This is a genomic window from Streptomyces sp. NBC_00885, assembly GCF_045207475.1.
Lineage (GTDB): Bacteria > Actinomycetota > Actinomycetes > Streptomycetales > Streptomycetaceae > Streptomyces.
In genome coordinates, this window is the sequence record NZ_CP108796.1 from 2,579,639 (window position 1) to 2,599,887 (window position 20,249).

Genomic DNA, 20,249 nt, shown 5'->3' on the forward strand with positions numbered 1-20,249 from the left:
TAGGTACCACCTTTCGTACGTCTCATACGCGACAGCATGGACGGGAGAGCACGCGTGACGCGCAGCGTGTACGTGACCGGGATCGACCGCTCGGACGGCCGGCAGGTCGTGGAGCTGGGAGTCATGGAGCTCCTGACCCGCCAGGTGGACCGGGTGGGCGTCTTCCGCCCACTGCTGCACGACCGTCCGGACCGCCTCTTCGACCTCCTGCGCGCCCGTTACCGGCTCTCGCAGGACCCCGCGTCCGTATACGGAATGGACTACCACGAGGCCTCCGCGCTGCAGGCCGAGCAGGGCACCGACGAGCTGGTCTCCCGGCTCGTCGAGCGCTTCCACGAGGTGGCACGCGCTTACGAGGTCGTGCTCGTCCTCGGCACGGACTACGCGGGCACCCAGCTCCCCGACGAGCTGGCGCTCAATGCCCGGCTCGCGAACGAGTTCGGCGCCTCGGTGATCCCGGTGGTCGGCGGCAAGGGCCAGACCGCCGAGTTGGTACGGGCCGAGACCCGCAATGCCTACCGCGCGTACGAGGCCCTGGGCTGCGATGTCCTTGCGATGGTCGTCAACCGGGTCCCGCCCGACGATCGCGAGTCCATAGCCGAGCGGCTGGCGGCCCGCCTCCCCGTTCCCTGTTACATCCTTCCCGACGAGCCGGCGCTCGCGGCCCCCACGGTCGCCCAGATCACCCACGGGCTCGGCGCCACCGTCCTCCTCGGCGACGACGCCGGTCTGGCCAGGGACGCACTCGACTTCGTCTTCGGCGGTGCGATGCTGCCGAACTTCCTGCGGGCCCTGACCCCCGGCTGCATGGTGGTCACCCCCGGCGACCGCGCCGATCTGGTGGTGGGCGCGCTGGCCGCGCACTCCGCCGGCACCCCGCCCATCGCGGGCGTACTGCTGACGCTGAACGAGCGCCCGAGCGAGGAGATCCTCACGCTGGCCTCCCGGCTCGCGCCCGGCACCCCCGTCGTCCTGGTGCCCGGCATGAGCTTCCCGACGGCGGCCGAACTGTTCGGCCTCGAAGGCAAGTTGAACGCCTCCACGCCCCGCAAGGCCGAAACCGCGCTCGGCCTCTTCGAGCGACATGTCGACACCGGCGACCTCCTGGCCCGTATGTCGGTGGCCCGCAGCGGCCGCGTCACCCCGATGATGTTCGAGCACGACCTCCTGGAGCAGGCCCGCGCCGACCGCCGCCGTGTCGTCCTGCCCGAGGGCACCGAGGAGCGGGTGCTGCGCGCCGCCGACGTCCTCGTGCGCAGGGACGTCTGCGACCTGACCCTGCTCGGCGACACCGAGGTCATCCGCAAGAAGGCCGCCGACCTGGGCATCGACCTGAGCACCACCCAGCTGATCGACCCGGCCACCTCCGAGCTGCGCCAGAGCTTCGCCGAGCGGTACGCGCAGCTGAGGGCCCACAAGGGCATGACGGTGGATCTGGCATTCGACGCGGTGGCGGACGTGAACTACTTCGGGACGCTGATGGTCGAGGAGGGTCTGGCCGACGGCATGGTGTCGGGCTCGGTGCACTCCACGGCGGCGACGATCCGCCCGGCCTTTGAGATCATCAAGACCAAGCCGGACGCCTCGATCGTCTCCTCCGTCTTCTTCATGTGCCTGGCCGACAGGGTTCTGGTCTACGGCGACTGCGCGGTCAACCCGGACCCGGACGCCGAGCAGCTCGCGGACATCGCGATCCAGTCGGCGGTGACGGCGGCCCGCTTCGGCGTGGAGCCGCGGATCGCGATGCTGTCGTACTCCACGGGCACCTCCGGGTCGGGCGCGGACGTCGACAAGGTGCGGGATGCGACCAAGCTGGTGCGCGAGGCGCGTCCGGATCTGCGGATCGAGGGACCGATCCAGTACGACGCGGCGGTCGAGCCGTCCGTCGCGGCGACGAAGCTGCCGGAGTCCGAGGTGGCGGGCCGGGCGACGGTGCTGATCTTCCCGGACCTCAACACGGGCAACAACACCTACAAGGCCGTGCAGCGCTCGGCCGGCGCCGTGGCCGTCGGTCCTGTGCTGCAGGGTCTGCGCAAGCCGGTGAACGATCTGTCGCGCGGCGCGCTCGTCAGCGACATCGTGAACACGGTCGCCATCACCGCCATCCAGTCCCAGGGTCAGGAGCTCCCGGCATGACCGCCACCCGCGTTCTCGTCCTCAACTCCGGCTCCTCGTCGGTGAAGTACCAGCTGCTCGACATGCGGGACAGCTCGCGCCTGGCGGTCGGGCTCGTCGAGCGGATCGGTGAGGAGACCTCGCGTCTGGTGCACACCCCGCTCGGCGGCGGCGCCGAGAGGCGCGAGCGCAGCGGCCCGATCGCCGACCACGACACGGCGCTGAAGGCTCTCGCCGACGAGCTGGCACAGGACGGGCTCGGCCTGGACTCCCCCGAGCTGGCGGCGATCGGCCACCGGGTGGTCCACGGCGGCCTGAAGTTCACCGCGCCGACCGTGATCACCGACGAGGTGATGGCGGAGATCGAGCGGCTGGTCCCGGTGGCACCGCTGCACAACCCGGCCAACATCACCGGAATCCGCACCGCCCAGGCGCTGCGACCGGACCTGCCGCAGGTCGCGGTCTTCGACACCGCCTTCCACACGACGATGCCGGAGTCGGCGGCGCGCTACGCGATCGACGTGGAGACGGCGGACGCCCACAAGATCCGCCGCTACGGCTTCCACGGCACCTCGCACGCGTACGTCTCGCGCAGGACGGCGGCGCTGCTGGGCAAGGACCCCTCCGAGGTGAACGTCATCGTGCTGCACCTGGGCAACGGCGCGTCCGCCTCGGCGGTGGCGGGCGGCCGGTGCGTGGACACCTCGATGGGGCTGACACCACTGGAGGGCCTGGTGATGGGCACCCGCTCCGGTGACATTGACCCCGCGGTTACGTTCCACCTCAAGCGGGTCGCGGGAATGTCGGTCGACGACATCGACGAACTGCTCAACAAGAGAAGCGGTTTGGTGGGTCTGTGCGGCGACAACGACATGCGGGAGATCCGCCGCCGGATCGAGGGGGGCGACGAGCGCGCGCGGCTGGCCTTCGACATCTACATTCACCGACTGAAGAAGTACATAGGCGCCTATTACGCGGTACTCGGCCGGGTGGACGCGATCGCGTTCACGGCCGGGGTCGGCGAGAACGCGGCGCCGGTGCGCGAGGCTGCCGTCGCGGGTCTGGAGGAGCTGGGACTCGTGCTGGACGCCGAGCTGAACGCCGCCCGCTCGGACGAGGCGCGAATTATTTCGGCGCCGTATGCCCGAGTTGTGGTGGCTGTGGTCCCGACCGATGAGGAGCTGGAGATCGCCCGGCAGACATTTGCACTGGTCACAGGCGTTTCCGCCGAGGGCAACGCCTGAGCGGAACACCGCCCATTTGTACATTCCACCAGACGGAATATTCCGCGTCGAAACAAACCGATAGGATCCGCCTTATGCGCCGTTCCAAAATCGTTTGCACACTGGGCCCCGCCGTCGACTCCTACGAGCAGCTGAAAGCGCTCATCGAGGCCGGCATGAACGTGGCCCGATTCAACATGAGCCACGGGACCCACGCTGAGCACGAGGAGCGGTACCACCGCGTGCGCAAGGCGTCCGAGGACACCGGCCACGCGGTTGGCGTACTCGCCGACCTCCAGGGCCCCAAGATCCGTCTGGAAACCTTCGCCGAGGGGCCGGTCGAACTGGTCCGCGGCGACGAATTCACCATCACCACCGAGGATGTCGCCGGCGACAAGTCGATCTGCGGCACCACCTACAAGGGCCTGCCGGGCGATGTGTCCAAGGGCGACCAGATCCTGATCAACGACGGCAACGTCGAGCTGCGGGTCGTCGAGGTCGCGGCCCCCCAGGTCAAGACGATCGTCGTCGAGGGCGGCGTCATCTCCGACCACAAGGGCATCAACCTGCCCGGCGCGGCGGTCAACGTCCCGGCGCTCTCGGAGAAGGACGTCGAGGACCTGCGCTTCGCGCTCCGTATGGGCTGCGACCTGGTGGCGCTGTCCTTCGTACGGGACGCGAGCGACGTCAAGGACGTCCACAAGGTGATGGACGAGGAGGGCCGCAGGGTCCCGGTCATCGCCAAGGTCGAGAAGCCGCAGGCCGTCGAGAACATGGCGGACGTCGTGATGGCGTTCGACGGCGTGATGGTGGCGCGCGGCGACCTGGCCGTCGAGTACCCGCTTGAGCGGGTCCCGATGGTGCAGAAGCGCCTCATCGAACTGTGCCGCCGCAACGCCAAGCCGGTGATCGTGGCGACCCAGATGATGGAGTCGATGATCACCAACTCCCGCCCGACGCGCGCCGAGGCGTCAGACGTCGCGAACGCGATCCTGGACGGGGCGGACGCGGTCATGCTGTCGGCCGAGTCCTCGGTCGGCGCGTACCCGATCGAGACGGTCAAGACGATGTCGAAGATCGTCGTCGCGGCGGAGGAAGAGCTCCTGTCGAAGGGCCTCCAGCCCTTGGTCCCGGGCAAGAAGCCCCGCACTCAGGGCGGTTCGGTGGCCCGCGCGGCCTGCGAGATCGCGGACTTCCTGGGCGCCAAGTCCCTGGTGGCCTTCACCCAGTCCGGCGACACCGCCCGCCGGCTGTCCCGCTACCGCGCGGAACAGCAGATCCTGGCCTTCACGACGGACGCCTCGACGCGCAACCAGCTGACGCTGAGCTGGGGCGTGGAGTCCTTCCTGGCACCGTTCGTGGAGACGACGGACGCGATGGTCGACCTGGTGGACGCGGCACTGCTGAAGCTCCACCGGTACAACGAGGGCGACATCATGATCATCACGGCGGGCTCCCCGCCGGGGGTGCCGGGGACGACGAACATGGTGCGGGTGCACCACTTGGGCGGGGTGGACGCGAAGTAGTCCCCTGCGCCTGCGAGATGGCCAGGGCGGTACCCCGGAGTGGCCGGGGTACCGCCCTCGGGCTTTGCCGACGGGCGGGGCTGGTCGACCTCACCCGACCAGGGGTACTCGACTCTCCGGCCTCAGGCGACAACCACGCGGGTGCCGTCGAAGTTCGCGACGATCTCCAGCCGGCCCCCGAGTGCAGCGACGTAGGCGGCGATCGTTCCGACTTCCGCCGCTTTTGTATTCCCTCGTTCGATCGCCGACACCCGCTCCTGTCGCACATGCATCCGAGCCGCTACCTCGCTCTGCGTGAGGCCGAGTTGCTTCCGCATCTCGGCCAGCCGGTGCGCGCGAGCTTCAGCCACCATGCGCTGAGCTCCGGCAGCGATCGCATCAAGGTCCTCAGCGTCGAAGACCTCACGCTTGACGTCGTCCCAGGAGTGGAAGGTGGTCATTCCTGTGCCTCCTTCTGCCGTCGGGCCAGGTGATCCAACCATGCGGCATATCGTGCCTCGGCTGCGGGGATCGAGCGGCGGTACCACTCGGACCACTGCCCTGCCTTGTCTCCGGCCACCAACAGAACGGCACTGCGTTGAGGGTCGAAGACGAACAGCACCCTGATCTCGCTCGCCCCGGACGAACCAGGGCGCAACTCCTTCAAATTATGCAGAGCGGAACCCTTGATGCGGTCGACCAGCGGACGACCCAAGTCGGGCCCCTCCTCAACCAGAGCCTGGATAGCCAGACCCACCAATCGCGCGGAGTCGCGGTCGTCCTTTCTCAGCTTGTGCAGCCAGTCCCGGACTTCTCCGGCCATCTCAAGGTGCCACGGCATGACAGCCCACGTTGCAGTACGTACACATACTAGCACCTTGACGTACTGCCCGCCAATGAGAAGCAGTGTCACCGATGACTCCCTGAACGGGTGCAAATGGCTGCGCCTCGTTGACGAGCGGCATGGCGCCCAGGGCCTCGTCGGCACCTCCTCGCGGCACAACGAGGGCGACGTCGTGATCATCAAGCCGGGCTCGGCTCCAGGCATCTCGGGCACGAGGAACATCGTGCGGGTGCACCACTTGGGCGGGGAGTCGCGCGCCTGACGCACGCGCGCGGACGAGGGGGGTGGCCCGGGGTGGAGACACACGGGAGCCGCCCTTTGTATGCGGTCGCTGCGGGCGACAAGTAGGTCCTGTCCGTCAGCTCCGGGGCGACCTGCAGGACCTCCGACAGGACCGCATTCGCCAACTCCGTCCGGGCGGTCAACACGATGGGGGCAGGCGTAGCGCGTCTTCCAGCAGCACGGCAGTGCGCCAGCCCGGGACTTGCCCAAAGTGCCACCGGAGTGCGGTGGCCCGGTTACCCTCGGCTACGAACGGAACGAACGCCACGAGGCGTGAGCTTGGGGGTGACGGCCAGCATGGTCAATATCCGCGACCTTGATCCCAGCGCATCGCCGCTTGACTACTACGGCTCCGAACTGCGCCGCCTGAGAGAGGACGCCGGGCTGAAGCAGGGCGAGCTGGGCGTGAGCGTCTTCTGTACGGCGTCGCTCATCGGCCAGATCGAGACGGCGAGGAAGGTTCCGACGCGGGACTTCTCGGAACGGGTGGACGCGGCGCTGGGGACGGGCGGGGTGTTCTCACGGCTGGTGGGGCTGGTGCTGCGCAGCCAGTTACCGAGCTGGTTCCAGGCGTACGCGGAGATGGAGGCGCGGGCGGCGTACATCTCCACGTATCAGGCGCAGTTGGTCTACGGACTGCTGCAGACGCCCGACTATGCGCGTGCCGTGCTCCAGGCCGGGTGGTCGGACCGGCTCGACGAAGCGGTGGCCGCGCGAATGGAACGCCAGCGCATCCTGAACCGAGAGCGTCCGCCGCTGGCCTGGGTGGTGCTGGACGAAGCGGTGCTGCACCGGCCGTTCGGCAGCCGGGACACCATGCGCAATCAACTGCTCCACTTGTTGGGCTTCCGGGATCAGCGTGCGGTCCGTATCCAGGTGCTCCCGTTCGACGCCGGTCAACACCCGGCAACGGTAGGGTCGTTCAACGTTCTGAGGTTCGACGGAGACCCGGACATCGTCTACACCGAGAGCTACGGCTCGGCTCACGTGACCGCCAACCCGGAGACCGCCAGGGACTGTGCCCACCGTTACGATCATTTGCAGGCTGCGGCCCTCTCCGTGGAGGACTCGGCGGCACTGATCGCCCGCGTACGGGAGGAACGTTATGGGGAACGGCCAGCACCTGAACGGAGCGCTGTGGCGTAAGTCCAGCTACAGCGGAGGCACGGGTGGCGACTGCGTCGAGTGCGCACCTCTCGGCCTCGCCGCCTGGCGTAAGTCGACGTACAGCGGAGGCACTGGCGACGAGTGCATCGAGGTCGCCGCCCAGCCCTGCCGTATCGCCGTCCGCGACTCCAAGAACCCCGAGGGCCCCGCCTTCACCGTCCCGCCCGCCTCCTTCGCGGCGTTCGTCAGAGCCGCCACCGAGGGCGGTCTCTAACTGATCGTGTCTACGCGGTACTTGATTTCGCGCACGACGACTTCCCTGTAGTGCAAAGCCTTCCCCAGCGCCGTCAGCGCCGGGGCGGTTCTGCCGGACCTCGGGCAGAACCGCCCTCGCCAACTCCGTCGGGGCCGGTGCAGACGGGACGGAGGTCGCTCGTAAGCGTGGCCCGTGAAGGCCCTTCGTCGACGAGAAGCCGCAATCGGGTCCTGTGCTCCATGACGACGGGCGCCCCTCTTGGCGAGGGGCGCCCGTGTTTGTCTGTCCCGAATCAAACGTCGCTGCCGTATCAGGGCGCCATTAGTCCACCAGGTCCGTCCAGACGTTGAAATCCGTGTCGTCGACGACGTCCTCACCAAGGCCGAGGGCGTCCCCGAGCGCCAGATAGCGCTCGTAGCGGGCCTCGCTGATCGGTACTGAGTACGCCTTCACCGCCCTTAGCAACAGCCGGAAGGCGAGATCCGGGTCGATGTCCACCACCTGTTCCAGAGCCGGGACGACACCGGCAAGCGGGTTGTAGGAGTGGTGCGCTGTCGCCTGCTCGAGGGCAGATCCGACCGATCTCACTTCGGCTCGGACCGCCTCCTTCGTCGCCTCGTCCACTGCAGGTGTGGCAGTGAGGAGCGAGAAGGACGGATCGTCACGCCGGATCCTGCCGGTGCAGATGTCAGCGATCCGGCGCAGCCACACCCGACCGTCGATCCCGAGGCGTTCCAGGTCGAATTCCCGGAACGTCCCCGCCAGCCACAGGATCTCGACATCCCGACTGGACAGAGGTGAGTCCAGGAGCACGAGACAGTCCCGCAGAAGCTGGTGGGCGAACGCCCCTTCGAACTGGTCAGCGATGCTCCCGACGACCTCCAGGCCCGCGGCCTCACTGTTGACCAAGGGGTAGCGGATCCATTTGATCAGCCCGCTGAGCCCGATGTCGACACCGAGGTGCCGGTGTGGCTGCGCCATGCTTGCTTCTCTTTCCTACTTCGGGTAGCTGGTGAAGATAACGAAGTTGTCCGGGACGCCCGTGGCCTCGTCCCCTGGGTGCGTGTTGCCCTTTCCTCGCACCGCCTTGATCCTGATGATCACCTCGCTACCCGCATCGGTCGGCGCCGCGGCCCCCGAACGGTAGACCTTGCCGAGCGAACCCTCGCCCCGCAGCGTCCAGTTGATGGGGAAGAGGTCGACGCGGGGGTCGAAGATCTGTCCCTTTGGCTTCTTCCGCTGTGCGGTGATCCACTTCGCAAGCTTCTCCCCGTTCTTCGGGCTGCGCCTGAGCCACTGCTGAAAGGCCTCGTTGGTGGCACGCATTGCGGTGGCCTGATCGTTCCAGACCGACACAACGCCATCCCTTGCGAGCTTGTCCTGCAGCCTCTGCCCGCTGATGTTCACATGGTCCGTGATGGTGTGTGCGCCTTCCCTGCCTTCATCGCCCACGATGTTCAGGCAGTTGTGGACGAGCACATCGTCAGGCTGCTGACCCGATGTGCGCACGAAGAATGTGCGCAGGTCGTCGACCGTGAGGTCGTAGACGATGCGCGGAGCCAGGCCCGAGCGGTCGCGGAGTGCCGTCAGCGCGCGGACGGAGCCGTCCGGGGTGCGCAGTCGGTCGCCGACGCGCAGGTCGGAGACCAGCGTCCATCCTCGGTCCACGACGTAGAACTTGTGGCCCGCGGTGCTGGTCAGCGTGCCGCCGCCGGCGACTGTGAGGTCCACCAGGCGCTGGGTGTCGTGCTGAAAGGTGTCGGTGACCTTTCGGGCCAGCAGCTTGCCGGAATCCGGATCCGTGGCCTGGACGAGGTCACCCACGCCCACCTGGCTGATGGGCCGGTGTGAACCGTCCGCCATCAGCACCGGGGTCGTGGCGGGGAAGCTGTTGCGCGTACAGGCCGTGAACGCGTCCTCGTAGATGTTCACCTGCTGCGAGATTTTGGCGAGGGTCGCGGGGTCCAGGTCCAGGGCCTTGAGGGCCTTGAACGCGTCGGCGACACCGACACCGGTCTTCATCGCGGCGTCCAGGGCCCGGATTCCCTCGAAGACCTTGCTGAATGCCTTGCCCGGGATGAAGTTGCTCGCGGCCCAGGCGCAGCCGCTGGCGCTGCCGTGCCAGCAGTCGACAAAGTCCTGGACCAGGACCGCCTTGATGACCTGGTAGGCGAGCGTCATCTCGATGAGCTGCCACTTGGTGAAGTACCGGGTGACGTCCTTCTTCAGACCCGGGATGCGCTTGCTCTCGATGAGCAGCGTGTCCTCGGACGGACAGCTGATGCCCTCCGGGATATCCGGATTAGTGCAGAGGAAGAAGTCGACCACCGCGCTGAAGGTGACCGTGAACGTGGTGGTGCAGCCTTCGAAGCCGATCGTGATCAGGCAGGGGTCGTGCTGCTTGGCGTCGGTGATCTCGATGCTGTCCTCGTCGACGACGTACCACGTACCGCCGACTCCGGTTCCCGCACCGGTCGAGACCTGCTTGTTCGCAGCGTTGCGTGCCGCTTCCTCGGCGGCCTTCTGCGCCTCCTGGGCGTACTTGAGTGCGTCCTTGGCGGCCTGTTCGGCCTCCGTGGCGGCCGCGTCGGCACGTGTCGCGGCTGCCCGTGCGTCCTTGGCGGACTGCTCCGCCGCGGCTGCGGCGTCACGGGCAGCCTGGGCGTCGAGGGCGGCCTGGTCGGCGGAGGCGCGTGCGTCCTTGGCGTAGCCTTCGGCGCGGCCTGCCGCCTTGTCGGCGGCGGCGGCGTCTTCGGTTGCCTGGCGGTCGTATTCGATGGTGCGGGCCAGTGACGCCGAGGCCTTTGAGGCGGCTGCGGCGGCGTCGGCCGCGTAGCCCAGGGCCTCCTTCGAGTAGGTACGGGCGGTCGCCGCGTGGCCGGCGGCGTTGGCCGCGTACTGGTAGGCGATCTTCGCGTCGCCCGTTGCCTGGTCGGCGAGGTTCTTGGCCGCTGCGGCCTCGGCCTGCGCGTTCTTGGCGTGGGCGTCGGCGACGGCCTTTTGTTGGTCGGCGATGGACTTGGAGGCCTGCCCCGTCAGCACGACCAGGCTCGCGGCCGAATCGGTGGTGACATACGGGGAGCCGAGCTGGATCGCGTCGTTCGCCGGCTTGGCGACCTGCGCAGCGGCGTTGCCCGCGTCCACCGCGGCCTGCGCGGTGACGTAGGCGAAGCCGGCGGCCTTGGCCGATGCCGCCAGGGCCTTGCCGGCCTCCTTGAATGCCTCGTCCGCCTGGGACTTGGCGGTCTTGGCCAGCTTCTCCGCTTCCTCCGCCAGCTTGACGGCCGCCTTGGCCTCTTCGGAGGCGTGCTCGGACGCCTCGATGGCGTCGGCCGCGGCACTGGTCGCGGTCCGCACCGCGGCATCGGCCTTCAGCTTGGCGGCCTGAGCTGCGTCCGCGTTCGCACGGGACCGCTTGGCTGCCGCCTCGGCACGGGTGGCTGCGGCATCCGCCTCGGCCGCCGCCTCGCTCGCGGCATTCGCCTCGCCCCGCGCCCGACCCGCGGCAGCCTCGGCATCGTCCGCGTACTTGTCCGCCGCGTCCGCTGCCGCCCTGGACTCCTGGGCGTTGCTGTCGGACTCATGGGCCTCGGCGTACGCATCCTTGGCGTCCGCCTTGGCGCGGGCGGCGTCCGCCTTCTGCGCGGCGTCCCACGCATCGGCGTTGAGATCACGGGCGTTGTCGCGTGCCTTGACCGCGCCGTTTTTCTTCTCGACCGCGGTGGCTTCGGCGGCTTCGGCCTTTTCCTTGGCGTCCTTGGCGTTCGTCGCCTCGGCCTGGGCGTTCTGCTTGTGCTGAGCCGCCTCGGCCTGCTTGGCCGCGGCGGTCTCCTTCTCCGCCTTCGCCGTCGCCTCTTCGGCCTCGGCGGCAAGCCGCTTGGCGTGCGCGTCGGCCGCAGCCGCCTTGGCGTCTGCCTCCGCCTTCACCGTTTCGGCGAGCTTGGCCTCCGCGGTTTCCTTGTCCTTCTTCGCGTTGTCGCGGTGGATCTTCGCCGCATCGGCCGCGGCCTTCGCCTGCAACTCGGCGGTGTGCGCGGCTTCCTTGCGGAACTCGGCGTTGACCTGCGCGGCTTGGGCCAGCGCACGCTGCGCGATCGTGTCGCTGTCACCGGCGGACGCCCGCGTCGCGGCCTCCGCCGTCTCACCCGCCTTCACCATCGCGGTCAGCGCCGCCACGATGCCCTTGGTGACCTGCGCCTTCTGCTGGCCCACCAGCAGACCACGGCCCCGCGGCGCACCAGCCGCGTCCGCGATCCCGTATGCGGCCGTCTCCGCGGCATCCGACGTGGCGCCCGACTTCTTGGCGTTCTCCAGCTGCGCCTTGATCGCAGCGAGCTGCTTCTTCGCCGCCGCCTGGGTGTCGGTGATGCCCTTCTTCGCCTTGTCGAACTGGGCCTTGTCCGGGTACGACAGGGTGTCCGTGCCCTTGTGGCCGGTCGGCTTGATCAGGAACTTCTGCGCACTTGCGTCCTTGCAGTCCCACAGCCGCGCGTCCGTGCTCTTGGTGAACGCACTCAAGTCCAGGCACTTGCCAGTGGTGTTGCTCTTCAGGCTCGTAGCGGCACGGACGTCGCCCTTCCACGACTGCCCCGGAGTGTTGTAGCAATCCGAGATCTGGATCTTCGTGCCGTTCGCCGACTTGTTCCCGGCCACATCCAGGCACTTGAACGAGCCGACGTTGCGCAGATGGAGATCGTCCTCGCTGCCCTCCACCATCCACTCCTGCGCCGCGCCGCCGTTGCAGGTGTACACCTGGACCGGCGTGCCGGCGGTCTTCCCGCCGCCCGCGACGTCCAGGCACATGCCCTTCGCGCCCGGCACCTCGATCGTCGTATAGCTGTCGCCGATCCAGCCCACCCCGCCCGGGGACCAGTAGTCCTGCCAGCGGGCGATGTGGTCGGCGACCCAGGAGTGCCCCAGGAGGTCTCCCAGTGACTTCGCACCCGTGGCGAGAGCCTTGGTGGCGTCCTTGTTGGCGTTCAGGATCTGGTTGCGCTGCACCTGCTGGGAGGCGACCTCCCGCTGCCACTCCCCGGCGGCAGTATCGGCAATCCCGCCCAGCGCCTTGTTCGGGTCGATCGGGTCACGCCATGCGCACGATGCGAACCTGGTCTTCAGGTCCTCGACCGCGATGCGGTACTCCGCCGTGCCCGGCTGCGGGGCGGTGCGGGGGAAGCCGCCGGAGGCGAGGAAGATACGGGCGTTGTCCGCACCCATCGGCTCAAGGGACGAACCCGACAGATAGCCGAACGCGTTCCGCTCATCGACTGCACGGTCCCACCCGGGCAGGTTCGGGTCGGGGTCCTTGCCGTAGAGCGGCGCGCCGAGATCCTTGACAGCCTTGACCGTCTGCTCGTCGGCCCTGGGGGTGGGGTCCTCGTAGAAGTCGAAGTCGCTCTTCCAGTACCGGTCGGCGACCCACTTGGTCAGACCCGTCTGACCGTAGAAGTTCTCCTTGCCGTCACCCGGCGAACCGGGCGGCCAGTGGAAGCCGACCTCGCTGAAGCCGCGGGGGGTCTCCAGCCCGTCGAGCGGCTTCTTCCAGGTGTCCCGGAGAGCGTTGAGGGCGTCCATCTCTTTGGACGCCGCGTCCCGGTCCTTCTTGTACGCCTGGGCGAGGGGGGTGTCCTCCCAGTGCTGCCGGTTCGCCAGCTCATGCAGCTTGTCCTGCGGCTGGCTGAGACCGTCCTGCGCGGTGGTGGCCATGGACGGCCCGCCCAGGCGCAGAACATCGGCCATCAGGCACTGGTCCTGCCGCAACTGCTCGGCGGCCGTGTCCTCGTACCAGTCGTCGGAGTCGCCCGCCAGCTCAGTGCGTTGTCCGGTGTACCGGGCGAGCAGGTCGGGCTGGACAGCCAGGGCACCGAGGACGGCCAAGGCGGCGACGGACGTGATGACGGGGGTGAATATTGCGGATCTTCGTGATCTGGGCTTGAACAACCCTGGTCTGGGGCGCAAAACGGCATTCCTTCACAGCGAAGCGAGGGCAGGCGGGGGTACCCGTCAGAAGAGGTGGACGCGATGCGCGCGGATGAGCCCGCTGTCCCGGTGCGGGGACAGGGGGCAGCAAGATGCGCCGACCAAGGCGGCGTGCGCAGTGAGCCGATGTCGCGGCACGACTCCATCCCTCCCCGTGGCGGCTCTGTTCCCCCGGCCGCCGGCTGATGTGCATGCGTCATGGCGGAGCGGTCAAGGTCCACCACGCGCGCGCGGCGATCACCATACGCACAGGTCAACACCCCAGAGCAAGAGGTTACTTCAGCGTCCGGAGCCCATGACGCGAGGCACTTAGGGGCGTCCGCCCGATCCGGCGTGCGCAAATCCCGTGCTCATGACGGGGGTTACCTGTGTGACTGCTGTGAAGGCGGAGTGGAGGTGACGACGCCTCTCAGCCTGGAAGTTGGCTGATAATCAACCTTCCACGACAGCGGGACGCGTGCCCAGGCCGCACACGCCGGGGTCCTCGGTGCGGCGTGGCGTGGGGATACCTGCGCGTACGCGCATCCGGCGCAAGTCTGGCCCTCGGACCGGGAACGGTGGGGCAGCGAAGATCCCCGACCGTCGGGACTTCGCGACCAAGAGCGAGTCAGCGATGGCGATGGTGCCCCCGGCGCCTTACGGCCGACCTTGGTGGCCGACCAGCATCACGACGCATTGCTGGCGGACCTGGACAAAGACGTCGCCGTGCCGCTCGTCGACTCGACTCACTCCAAGGTGCAAGCACACTACGAGAGTTGGGGTGTCAGAAGTCGGCGAGCGACAACAGCCATTCGACGACTCGCCGATATTCTCGGTGATGGTCCAGCCGCTCAGCTCGGCCGGCTCCCTGAACTCATAGACGCTTCAGCCCGCGCGCACAGCGGTGGATAAGCAGGCCATGGAGGAAAAGATCAATGGCGGAGCCTGAACCGACCGATCTCCTCCTGAGCTCCCTCCGGCAGTTGGAAACAGTCCTCGGCAGGAGCCCGGCTACCGACTACACCGACGGCCACGCTCGCTGGGACCTCTACCGCGCCGTCACAGCGGTCCCGGAGGGGCATCCCATCCTCTTCCGCGCCATCTGTTGTGAGCGGGATGCCTCCCTTGCGGCAGGTGTTGTTGGCTCATTGCTCGAGCGCCTCGCCCCGGAGGAGCGAAACGCCTGGGTGCAAGCACTAGACCCGTCAGTTCGCGGCTTCTCGGTACGCAGGGTGCAGGAGCTCGATGTTCTGGAAGCCGTCACATCCCGGAACCTCACCGCCCACGAGGCCCGGGCCGCCATCGACGAATGGTCGGACTGGCTGCAGCTCCGTGTCATCGCCGCTTCCGATGACACGGACATTCTGCGGCTGTTGTCCGAAGTGGGCAGAACCAAGCGCATCAGAAACACCGCGCTCAGCTCGCTGAGTTAGCCGCAACGACCCTACGGCTCCGGGATGTTCCCCGTCTGATGCACGAAAGGACTGAACTCGAATGAGCCTCGACTTCCATGTCAGGGATCTCAGGCATGACCAGATCGAAGTCTTCGGGGACAGTCCTGACGACTCCTTCAGGCGCATGTGCGACCGGGCGCCGGACACCAGTCTGCGAAGTGGCGTCCTGGCCCACGGGCACACGATGTTCAACTCGTTCCAGTTGTATCGGTTCGTCGAAGAGCTGGAGGGTCTTCCGGAGCAGGAGATGACCCCGGTGATTCAGCGTGTGCTCGACGCCGCAAGGCTGGCCATCCGTAAGTCCGGTTACCTGTACTTCGTCGGCGACTGAACCTCGAGCCGGAGACCGAAAACGACTGTGGGCCGCACCCCCGACAAGGGGTGCGGCCCACAGCCTTTGTGCGGCTCCCGGACGGGTCTTAGCTGTTGCCACCGGTGAAGTAGCTGTGCAGGCCCGGCACCGTCAGCGACCCGCCGAACTGGCCCGCCTGCGTCACCTTCACGTTGGTGAAGATGGCGAAGGGAACATTCAGCGGCGGAGGCGTCTGCGGGCTGAACGTGACCGGGATGAGGCCGAAGAGGTTGCCCTTCAGCTCCTCCGTGTACATCGTCACCGTGCCGTCGGCGATCGTCGAGTGGGTGCCCTTGCCCGCCTGGACATGCCCGGTCGTGCCGTTCGGGCCGACCACCAGCTGGTGGAGGTCCTTGATGTCGACGCCCGAAGCCGTGAACTTCAGCACCTTCTTGACCTTGCCGCTGCCCGTCTTGACCTCGACGATGCCCTTGTAGTCCAGGCCTGTCAGGGTCAGGACTGAGCTTTCAAGGATCCACGGGTCGTCAGGGAGCAGCGGGATGCCCTGCTCCAGGTCCGCGGCGGCGAGCGCCTTCGGGTCGGCGGTCGGGCACGGGAAGCGCGGCTTGGCGCCGTCCGGGATGTCCTCGTCCTTCTTGGGGTCGAGGCCCTTGACCGCGTCGTCCAGTTCCTCGGTCGTCGCTCCGGCCTTGTCCGCCGCGTCCTTGATGGCGTCCTTGGCCGTGTCCGCCGCGTCGTCCACCTTCCCGACGGGGTTGGTGGACGGCTTCGCAGAGGGCTCGGTGGTCGGCTTCGTCGAAGACGTCGGCTCGTCGGCGGGCGCGGTGGTCGCCGGGGCGCTCGGCGTCGCGGTGGCCGTGGGCTCCGGATCGGGCCCGTCGAGCAGGTCCTTGATCGCGTCGCCGACACCCAGCGGGTCCAGCGGGTTCCTCGTCTTGGTCTCGCTCGGCGTCGGCGTGGGAGTCGGAGCCGGAGCCGTCGCACCCGTCTTCGCGTCCGGGGACTCGGACGCGGAGGGGGTCGGCGTCGGCTCGTCGGCGGGCTTGTCGCCCGTCGGCTCACTGGCACTCGGGTCGGGCTTCTCCGACGGCGACGCGGAAGGCTCCGCCGAGTCCGACGGCTTGGGCGACTCGGACTCCGCCGGCTCGTCCGAGCGGGTCACGCACGGACCCGGGGCGAAGGGGATGTCCTTGTCGTCGGCGAGTGCCAGCTTGGGGGTGAGACCCATGCCGAGAAAGACGGCGGTGGGCATCGCTGCCAGGGCTATCGCCTTGCCGGCCGGCATCTGGAGCTTGGTCAGCAGGGGCTTGCGGGGAGCCGCGTGCCGCGGCCCCTTTCTGGCCTGCGTCCCATCGCTCCCAGCCGTGCTCAGCGGTGTGACATCACCCGGCACTGTTCCTCCCGCCGTTGACTTCGATGTTGGTCTCGTGCACGCCCACGCCGTAGTCGTCCCACTGCTGCTCGGCTACAGGTTCCTCGGCGGGGTCGGGTGCGGGCGTCGACGCGTTCTCGACCGGAGCAGACTCCGCTACGGGCTTCCCCGGTACCCAGGAGAGCGAGAGCGCACCGCCGATGAGGGAGAACAGGAAGCCGATGAAGAAGCCACCCATGTTGGCGATCGGGATGGAGACCAGTGCCAGCAGAATCGTGGCGACACCTGCGAAGACCCGGACGATGGAGTGGAACCACATCGTGAGGCCCAGCGTCATCAGCAGTACGCCGATGATCAGTGCGCCGGCGCCCGCGGTGGTCTGCATCGCGAGCGTCATGTGACCGAGCTTGAGGGTCGCGTACGGGATGTAGGCGATGGGGATTCCGCCGAACAGGGTGAACAGACCCGCCCAGAAGGGCCGCTGGCCCCGCCAGGTACGAAAACCCTGCCGGATGGCACGGATGCGGTGCTCGTTCCGCCCCGGTGACACTGCAGACTCGGCGCTCATGGAAAACAGCTCCCTGGAACTGGCATTGCTGTGTGAAGAGTTGGGCGGGCGGGCGAAGCTGTGAAGGCCTTGCCCGCCCGCCCGGACGGGATGACCGTCAGTAGCACTCGACTCCGGCGCCGGAGCCTCGCTTCAGGCCCATGTGCAGACCGCTCAGCTCGAACGTGCCGGCAGTGGTCGCCCAGGCCGTCTGCTTGACGTTGGACAGCTCGGCCCGTTCGGCTTGCTGGGCGAAGCCGTTCGGCAGGACGGACGTGTCCTTGACTGCAGGGCCCTTGCCGGTGCCCGGGTTGTCCGTGTCCTTGGCCGCGACACCAATGTCGATGTTGGTGAACTTGGCCTTTTCCGCGCCCAGATCGGACACATCCAGGTAGAGCTTGTCGGCCTTGACCGGCGTGCCCTGGTCACCCGCCGTGAGCCTCATCGTGATCTTGCCGAGGAACGGCACATCGGTGACGACCGACTGGCACATGTCGGTGATCTCGGCGTTCTGGAAGGACGAGATCGCGACGGGGTGCGCGGTCTTCTCGTCGCCCTTCAGGTCCTTGTAGCCCATGTCAACGCCGCCGTACTGGGCGAATCCATGGCCGTCAAGGTATCCGGCGGTGACCTTGAACTCCTGGCCGGACACAGCGAACGACGCGGCGAGCGCGCCCTGTGCCAGGCTGACGCCTATCGCGGCTGTTGCGGCCACGCTGGGCACCATGACGAGGGCGAACCGCTTCCATCTGGTTCCGCCCCGAGTCATTGACTCCATGACTTTCCTCCTTCTCGGACGTACATCTCCGGTCCGGGCCTCAGGCCCGTTCTGGGAGTGGGAGAAGTGCTACGTCCTCGGGAAGGAGAGCGCCCGTACTTTCAGGCGCGAGCTGCGTCCGAAACACCGGCGATCACCCCCGAGCGACAACCACTGGTCGCGCCTGACTGATCACGCACAACCTGCTGGACAGGCCCTGCCGTTCGGCAGGAACCCCCCTGTCCACGACCGGCGACACTGCCGCCGGTCGACCCGGTGGGGACCCAAAGTTCCGCGGCGCGACTGGGGGCCGGGCTGGTGCGGTATTGGACCGAGCGTGGCCGATCGTTGTCCATTCCAGGCCGGGACACAAGGGGGTTCGTTACCCGCTAGTAACGGCCCGATAACCACGCAACGACCGGCTGATGTCGACCGGCCACACAGGGTGCAGCCAGGGGGTGAGCCAGAGGGGGAGATAGCCGCCAATAAGCGGACAGAACAAGCGGGTTGATTTACTGCGAGTAACAGCTCGTCCATTTACCAAGTTTTGGTAAAGCGCAGCCGTGTTTTGTCACTGTGTCGCCAAAACGGCGACGGCGCCTCGTCAGCGCCGTCGCCGCAAAAACCGTCAGACCTGGCGGAACACCACGTTCCGTGCAGGCGTTTCAAACATGGCTCAGAACAGCACTCGCGCGAGCGCCGAACGCGCCGCCGTCACCCGCGGATCATCCGGCCCGACGACCTCGAAGAGCTCAAGAAGCCGGACCCGCACCGTGTCCCGGTCCTCGCCCGCCGTGCGGCGCACCGTCTCGACCAGCCTGCCGAACGCGTCCTCGACATGACCGCCGACCAGGTCCAGGTCGGCCGCGGCGATCTGCGCGGTCACGTCGGCCGGGTTCTCGGCCGCGTCCTGGCGGACCTTGTGCTGGTCCATGTCCTGCACGCGCCGGAGCAGTTCGGCCTGGGCGAGGCCCAGCTTGGCCTCGGTGTTGCCGGGGTCGTCGGTCAGCACGTTCTTGTACGCCTGGACCGCGCCGCCGAAGTCGCCCGCGTCCAGCGCCTGGACGGCCGCTTCCAGCACGGCGTCGTACGGGCCCTGCGGCACCGCGGCGGGGGCGGCCTCCTCGTCCGGGGAGGCGTCGGGGTCGACCGTGATGCCCGTCAGACCGAAGCGCTCCTCGGCGACCTGGATGAGCTGGTCCAGCGTCTGGCGGATCTGTGTCTCGGGGGCCGCGCCCTGGAAGAGCGGCAGCGCCTGGCCGGCCACCACCGCGAAGACCGCGGGGATGCCCTGGATCCCGAACTGCTGCATCAGCATCTGGTTGGCGTCGACGTCGATCTTGGCGAGGACGAACCGGCCGCTGTACTCCTGGGCCAGCCGCTCCAGCACCGGGCTGAGCTGCTTGCACGGCTCGCACCACTCGGCCCAGAAGTCGATGACGACCGGGACTTCGGTGGAGCGCTGGAGGACGTCGCGCTCGAAGCCCGCCTCATCGACGTCGATCACCAGGCTGGAGGGGGCTACGGCACCGCCGCCGCCCTGGCGGGCGGACTCGGCACGGGCCTGCTCCGCCTTCACCTTGGCCTCACCGGCCGCCTTCACCGCGGCGAGGTCGACGACGCCGCTCATGGACATGTTCCTAGGCTGCATGAGTACATCCTCCCCCCTCCGCGCGCGCATGTGAAAAACGTTCCTGAAGATCGGCGCGGGTCCCCACTCGCGCCCGTGGTTGTCGCTGGAGCCGGTCAAGGCTTTCGCTACGAGCCGTAGCGTATCTGTACCAGCCCTCGGCGTGTGAGAAACCTCCGGTGAACTGCCTCACAGCAGATTGCTTACTCGCCGGTATGGTCGCCGTCATGTGCAGCCACACCCGCCCCAAAACCGTACGCACCGGTCGTACGGGACGCCCTCGCAGTGCGGAGGCCGACGCCGCGATCCTCGAAGCGACCCGCGCGGCGCTGGTCGAACTGGGCTGGTCGAAGCTGACGATGGGCGATGTGGCCAATCGCGCGGGGGTCGCGAAGACAACGCTCTACCGGCGCTGGACCAACAAGAACGAACTCGTCGTCGACGCGGTCGCCGAACTCTTCGACGAGCTCGAACTCCCCGATCTCGGCAGCCTGATGGCCGATGTGGAGGGCGTGGTGCTGCAGTTCGCCGCACTGCTCTCGCGGCCCGAGGCCAAGACCGCGTTGATGGCGGTGGTCGCGGAGTCGACGCGGGACGACGCACTGCGCGGCCGTATCCGCTCGGCGATCGTCGACCGCCAGAAGCGTCTGGTACTGGAGGGCAGGGCGCGCGCCCAGGCCCGTGGCGAGCTGCCGTACGAGGAGGACGCACAGGCGGCGGCCCGCAGCGCCGACCTGATCTTCGATGTGATCGCGGGCGCGGTGGTGCACCGGGCGCTGGTCAGCGCGGAGCCGGTGGACGAGGAGTGGGCACGCAGCTTCGCGCTGCTGCTGGTGTCGGGACTGGCCTCGCTCCAGAGCTGAGGCCGGGGGGCGGGATGTCCCGC

17 protein-coding genes are annotated in these 20,249 nt (G+C 67.9%); 9 read left to right on the plus strand and 8 right to left on the minus strand.

Translation table 11 applies throughout. The features are described from left to right. Positions 1-54 precede the first annotated feature (54 nt). From pta to pyk, 3 genes are all read left to right on the plus strand, one after another. Positions 55-2,136, plus strand: a complete 2,082-nt coding sequence (gene pta, locus OHA61_RS11250; RefSeq protein WP_406302969.1) for a phosphate acetyltransferase — start codon at positions 55-57, stop codon at positions 2,134-2,136. Further along, positions 2,133-3,359, plus strand: a complete 1,227-nt coding sequence (locus OHA61_RS11255; RefSeq protein ID WP_406302970.1) for an acetate kinase — start codon at positions 2,133-2,135, stop codon at positions 3,357-3,359. Before pta ends, OHA61_RS11255 begins: the two co-directional genes overlap by 4 nt. 74 nt (positions 3,360-3,433) lie before the next feature. Continuing rightward, positions 3,434-4,864, plus strand: a complete 1,431-nt coding sequence (gene pyk / locus OHA61_RS11260) for a pyruvate kinase (RefSeq protein WP_406302971.1) — start codon at positions 3,434-3,436, stop codon at positions 4,862-4,864. 122 nt (positions 4,865-4,986) lie between these two features. Here pyk and OHA61_RS11265 read toward each other — a convergent pair whose 3' ends face one another. After that, positions 4,987-5,304 carry a helix-turn-helix transcriptional regulator gene (locus OHA61_RS11265; protein ID WP_266487546.1) on the minus strand — a complete coding sequence of 106 codons (318 nt, stop codon included), beginning with the start codon at positions 5,302-5,304 and terminating at the stop codon, positions 4,987-4,989. Continuing rightward, positions 5,301-5,684 (minus strand): type II toxin-antitoxin system RelE/ParE family toxin, encoded by a 384-nt coding sequence (locus OHA61_RS11270; protein WP_406302972.1) that lies wholly within the window; start codon positions 5,682-5,684, stop codon positions 5,301-5,303. The genes OHA61_RS11265 and OHA61_RS11270 overlap by 4 nt, the downstream gene beginning before the upstream one ends. A gap of 55 nt (positions 5,685-5,739) precedes the next feature. Between OHA61_RS11270 and OHA61_RS11275 the strand changes: the two genes are divergently transcribed. The 3 genes from OHA61_RS11275 to OHA61_RS11285 all read left to right on the plus strand — a co-directional run bounded on the left by OHA61_RS11275 (position 5,740) and on the right by OHA61_RS11285 (position 7,350). Further along, positions 5,740-5,949 carry a hypothetical protein gene (locus OHA61_RS11275; RefSeq protein ID WP_406302973.1) on the plus strand — a complete coding sequence of 70 codons (210 nt, stop codon included), beginning with the start codon at positions 5,740-5,742 and terminating at the stop codon, positions 5,947-5,949. Positions 5,950-6,266: 317 nt separating this feature from the next. Further along, positions 6,267-7,115 (plus strand): Scr1 family TA system antitoxin-like transcriptional regulator, encoded by an 849-nt coding sequence (locus tag OHA61_RS11280; RefSeq protein WP_406307318.1) that lies wholly within the window; start codon positions 6,267-6,269, stop codon positions 7,113-7,115. Then, complete coding sequence (locus tag OHA61_RS11285; RefSeq protein ID WP_406302974.1) at positions 7,075-7,350, plus strand: DUF397 domain-containing protein; 276 nt, start codon at positions 7,075-7,077, stop codon at positions 7,348-7,350. The genes OHA61_RS11280 and OHA61_RS11285 overlap by 41 nt, the downstream gene beginning before the upstream one ends. A 303-nt stretch (positions 7,351-7,653) precedes the next feature. Here the strand turns inward: OHA61_RS11285 and OHA61_RS11290 are convergent, their stop codons facing one another. Both OHA61_RS11290 and OHA61_RS11295 read right to left on the minus strand, forming a co-directional pair. Next, positions 7,654-8,313 carry a hypothetical protein gene (locus OHA61_RS11290; protein WP_406302975.1) on the minus strand — a complete coding sequence of 220 codons (660 nt, stop codon included), beginning with the start codon at positions 8,311-8,313 and terminating at the stop codon, positions 7,654-7,656. 15 nt (positions 8,314-8,328) lie between these two features. Continuing rightward, positions 8,329-13,071, minus strand: a complete 4,743-nt coding sequence (locus OHA61_RS11295) for a ricin-type beta-trefoil lectin domain protein (protein WP_406307319.1) — start codon at positions 13,069-13,071, stop codon at positions 8,329-8,331. Between the two features lie 1,154 nt (positions 13,072-14,225). Between OHA61_RS11295 and OHA61_RS11300 the strand changes: the two genes are divergently transcribed. After that, positions 14,226-14,723: a hypothetical protein gene (locus OHA61_RS11300; RefSeq protein ID WP_406302976.1), complete on the plus strand. Its 498-nt coding sequence runs from the start codon at positions 14,226-14,228 to the stop codon at positions 14,721-14,723. Between the two features lie 61 nt (positions 14,724-14,784). Further along, a complete protein-coding gene (locus tag OHA61_RS11305; RefSeq protein ID WP_406302977.1) occupies positions 14,785-15,075 on the plus strand; it encodes a hypothetical protein in 291 nt (96 codons plus the stop codon). Positions 15,076-15,163: 88 nt separating this feature from the next. On the opposite strand, the gene OHA61_RS11310 is transcribed toward OHA61_RS11305, so the two are convergent. From OHA61_RS11310 to OHA61_RS11325, 4 genes are all read right to left on the minus strand, one after another. After that, positions 15,164-16,342 carry a hypothetical protein gene (locus OHA61_RS11310; RefSeq protein WP_406302978.1) on the minus strand — a complete coding sequence of 393 codons (1,179 nt, stop codon included), beginning with the start codon at positions 16,340-16,342 and terminating at the stop codon, positions 15,164-15,166. Positions 16,343-16,439: 97 nt separating this feature from the next. Then, a complete protein-coding gene (locus OHA61_RS11315; RefSeq protein ID WP_406302979.1) occupies positions 16,440-16,997 on the minus strand; it encodes a DUF6114 domain-containing protein in 558 nt (185 codons plus the stop codon). 97 nt (positions 16,998-17,094) lie between these two features. Next, entirely contained in the window at positions 17,095-17,754 is a 660-nt protein-coding gene (locus OHA61_RS11320; protein WP_406302980.1) for a DUF6230 family protein, read from the minus strand. Between the two features lie 655 nt (positions 17,755-18,409). Continuing rightward, the gene (locus tag OHA61_RS11325; protein ID WP_406302981.1) at positions 18,410-19,384 is read right to left on the minus strand and encodes a tetratricopeptide repeat protein; all 975 of its coding nucleotides are present in this window, start codon (positions 19,382-19,384) and stop codon (positions 18,410-18,412) included. A gap of 194 nt (positions 19,385-19,578) precedes the next feature. On the opposite strand from OHA61_RS11325, the gene OHA61_RS11330 reads away from it, so the two are divergent. Then, a complete protein-coding gene (locus OHA61_RS11330; RefSeq protein WP_406302982.1) occupies positions 19,579-20,226 on the plus strand; it encodes a TetR/AcrR family transcriptional regulator in 648 nt (215 codons plus the stop codon). Positions 20,227-20,249 lie beyond the last annotated feature (23 nt).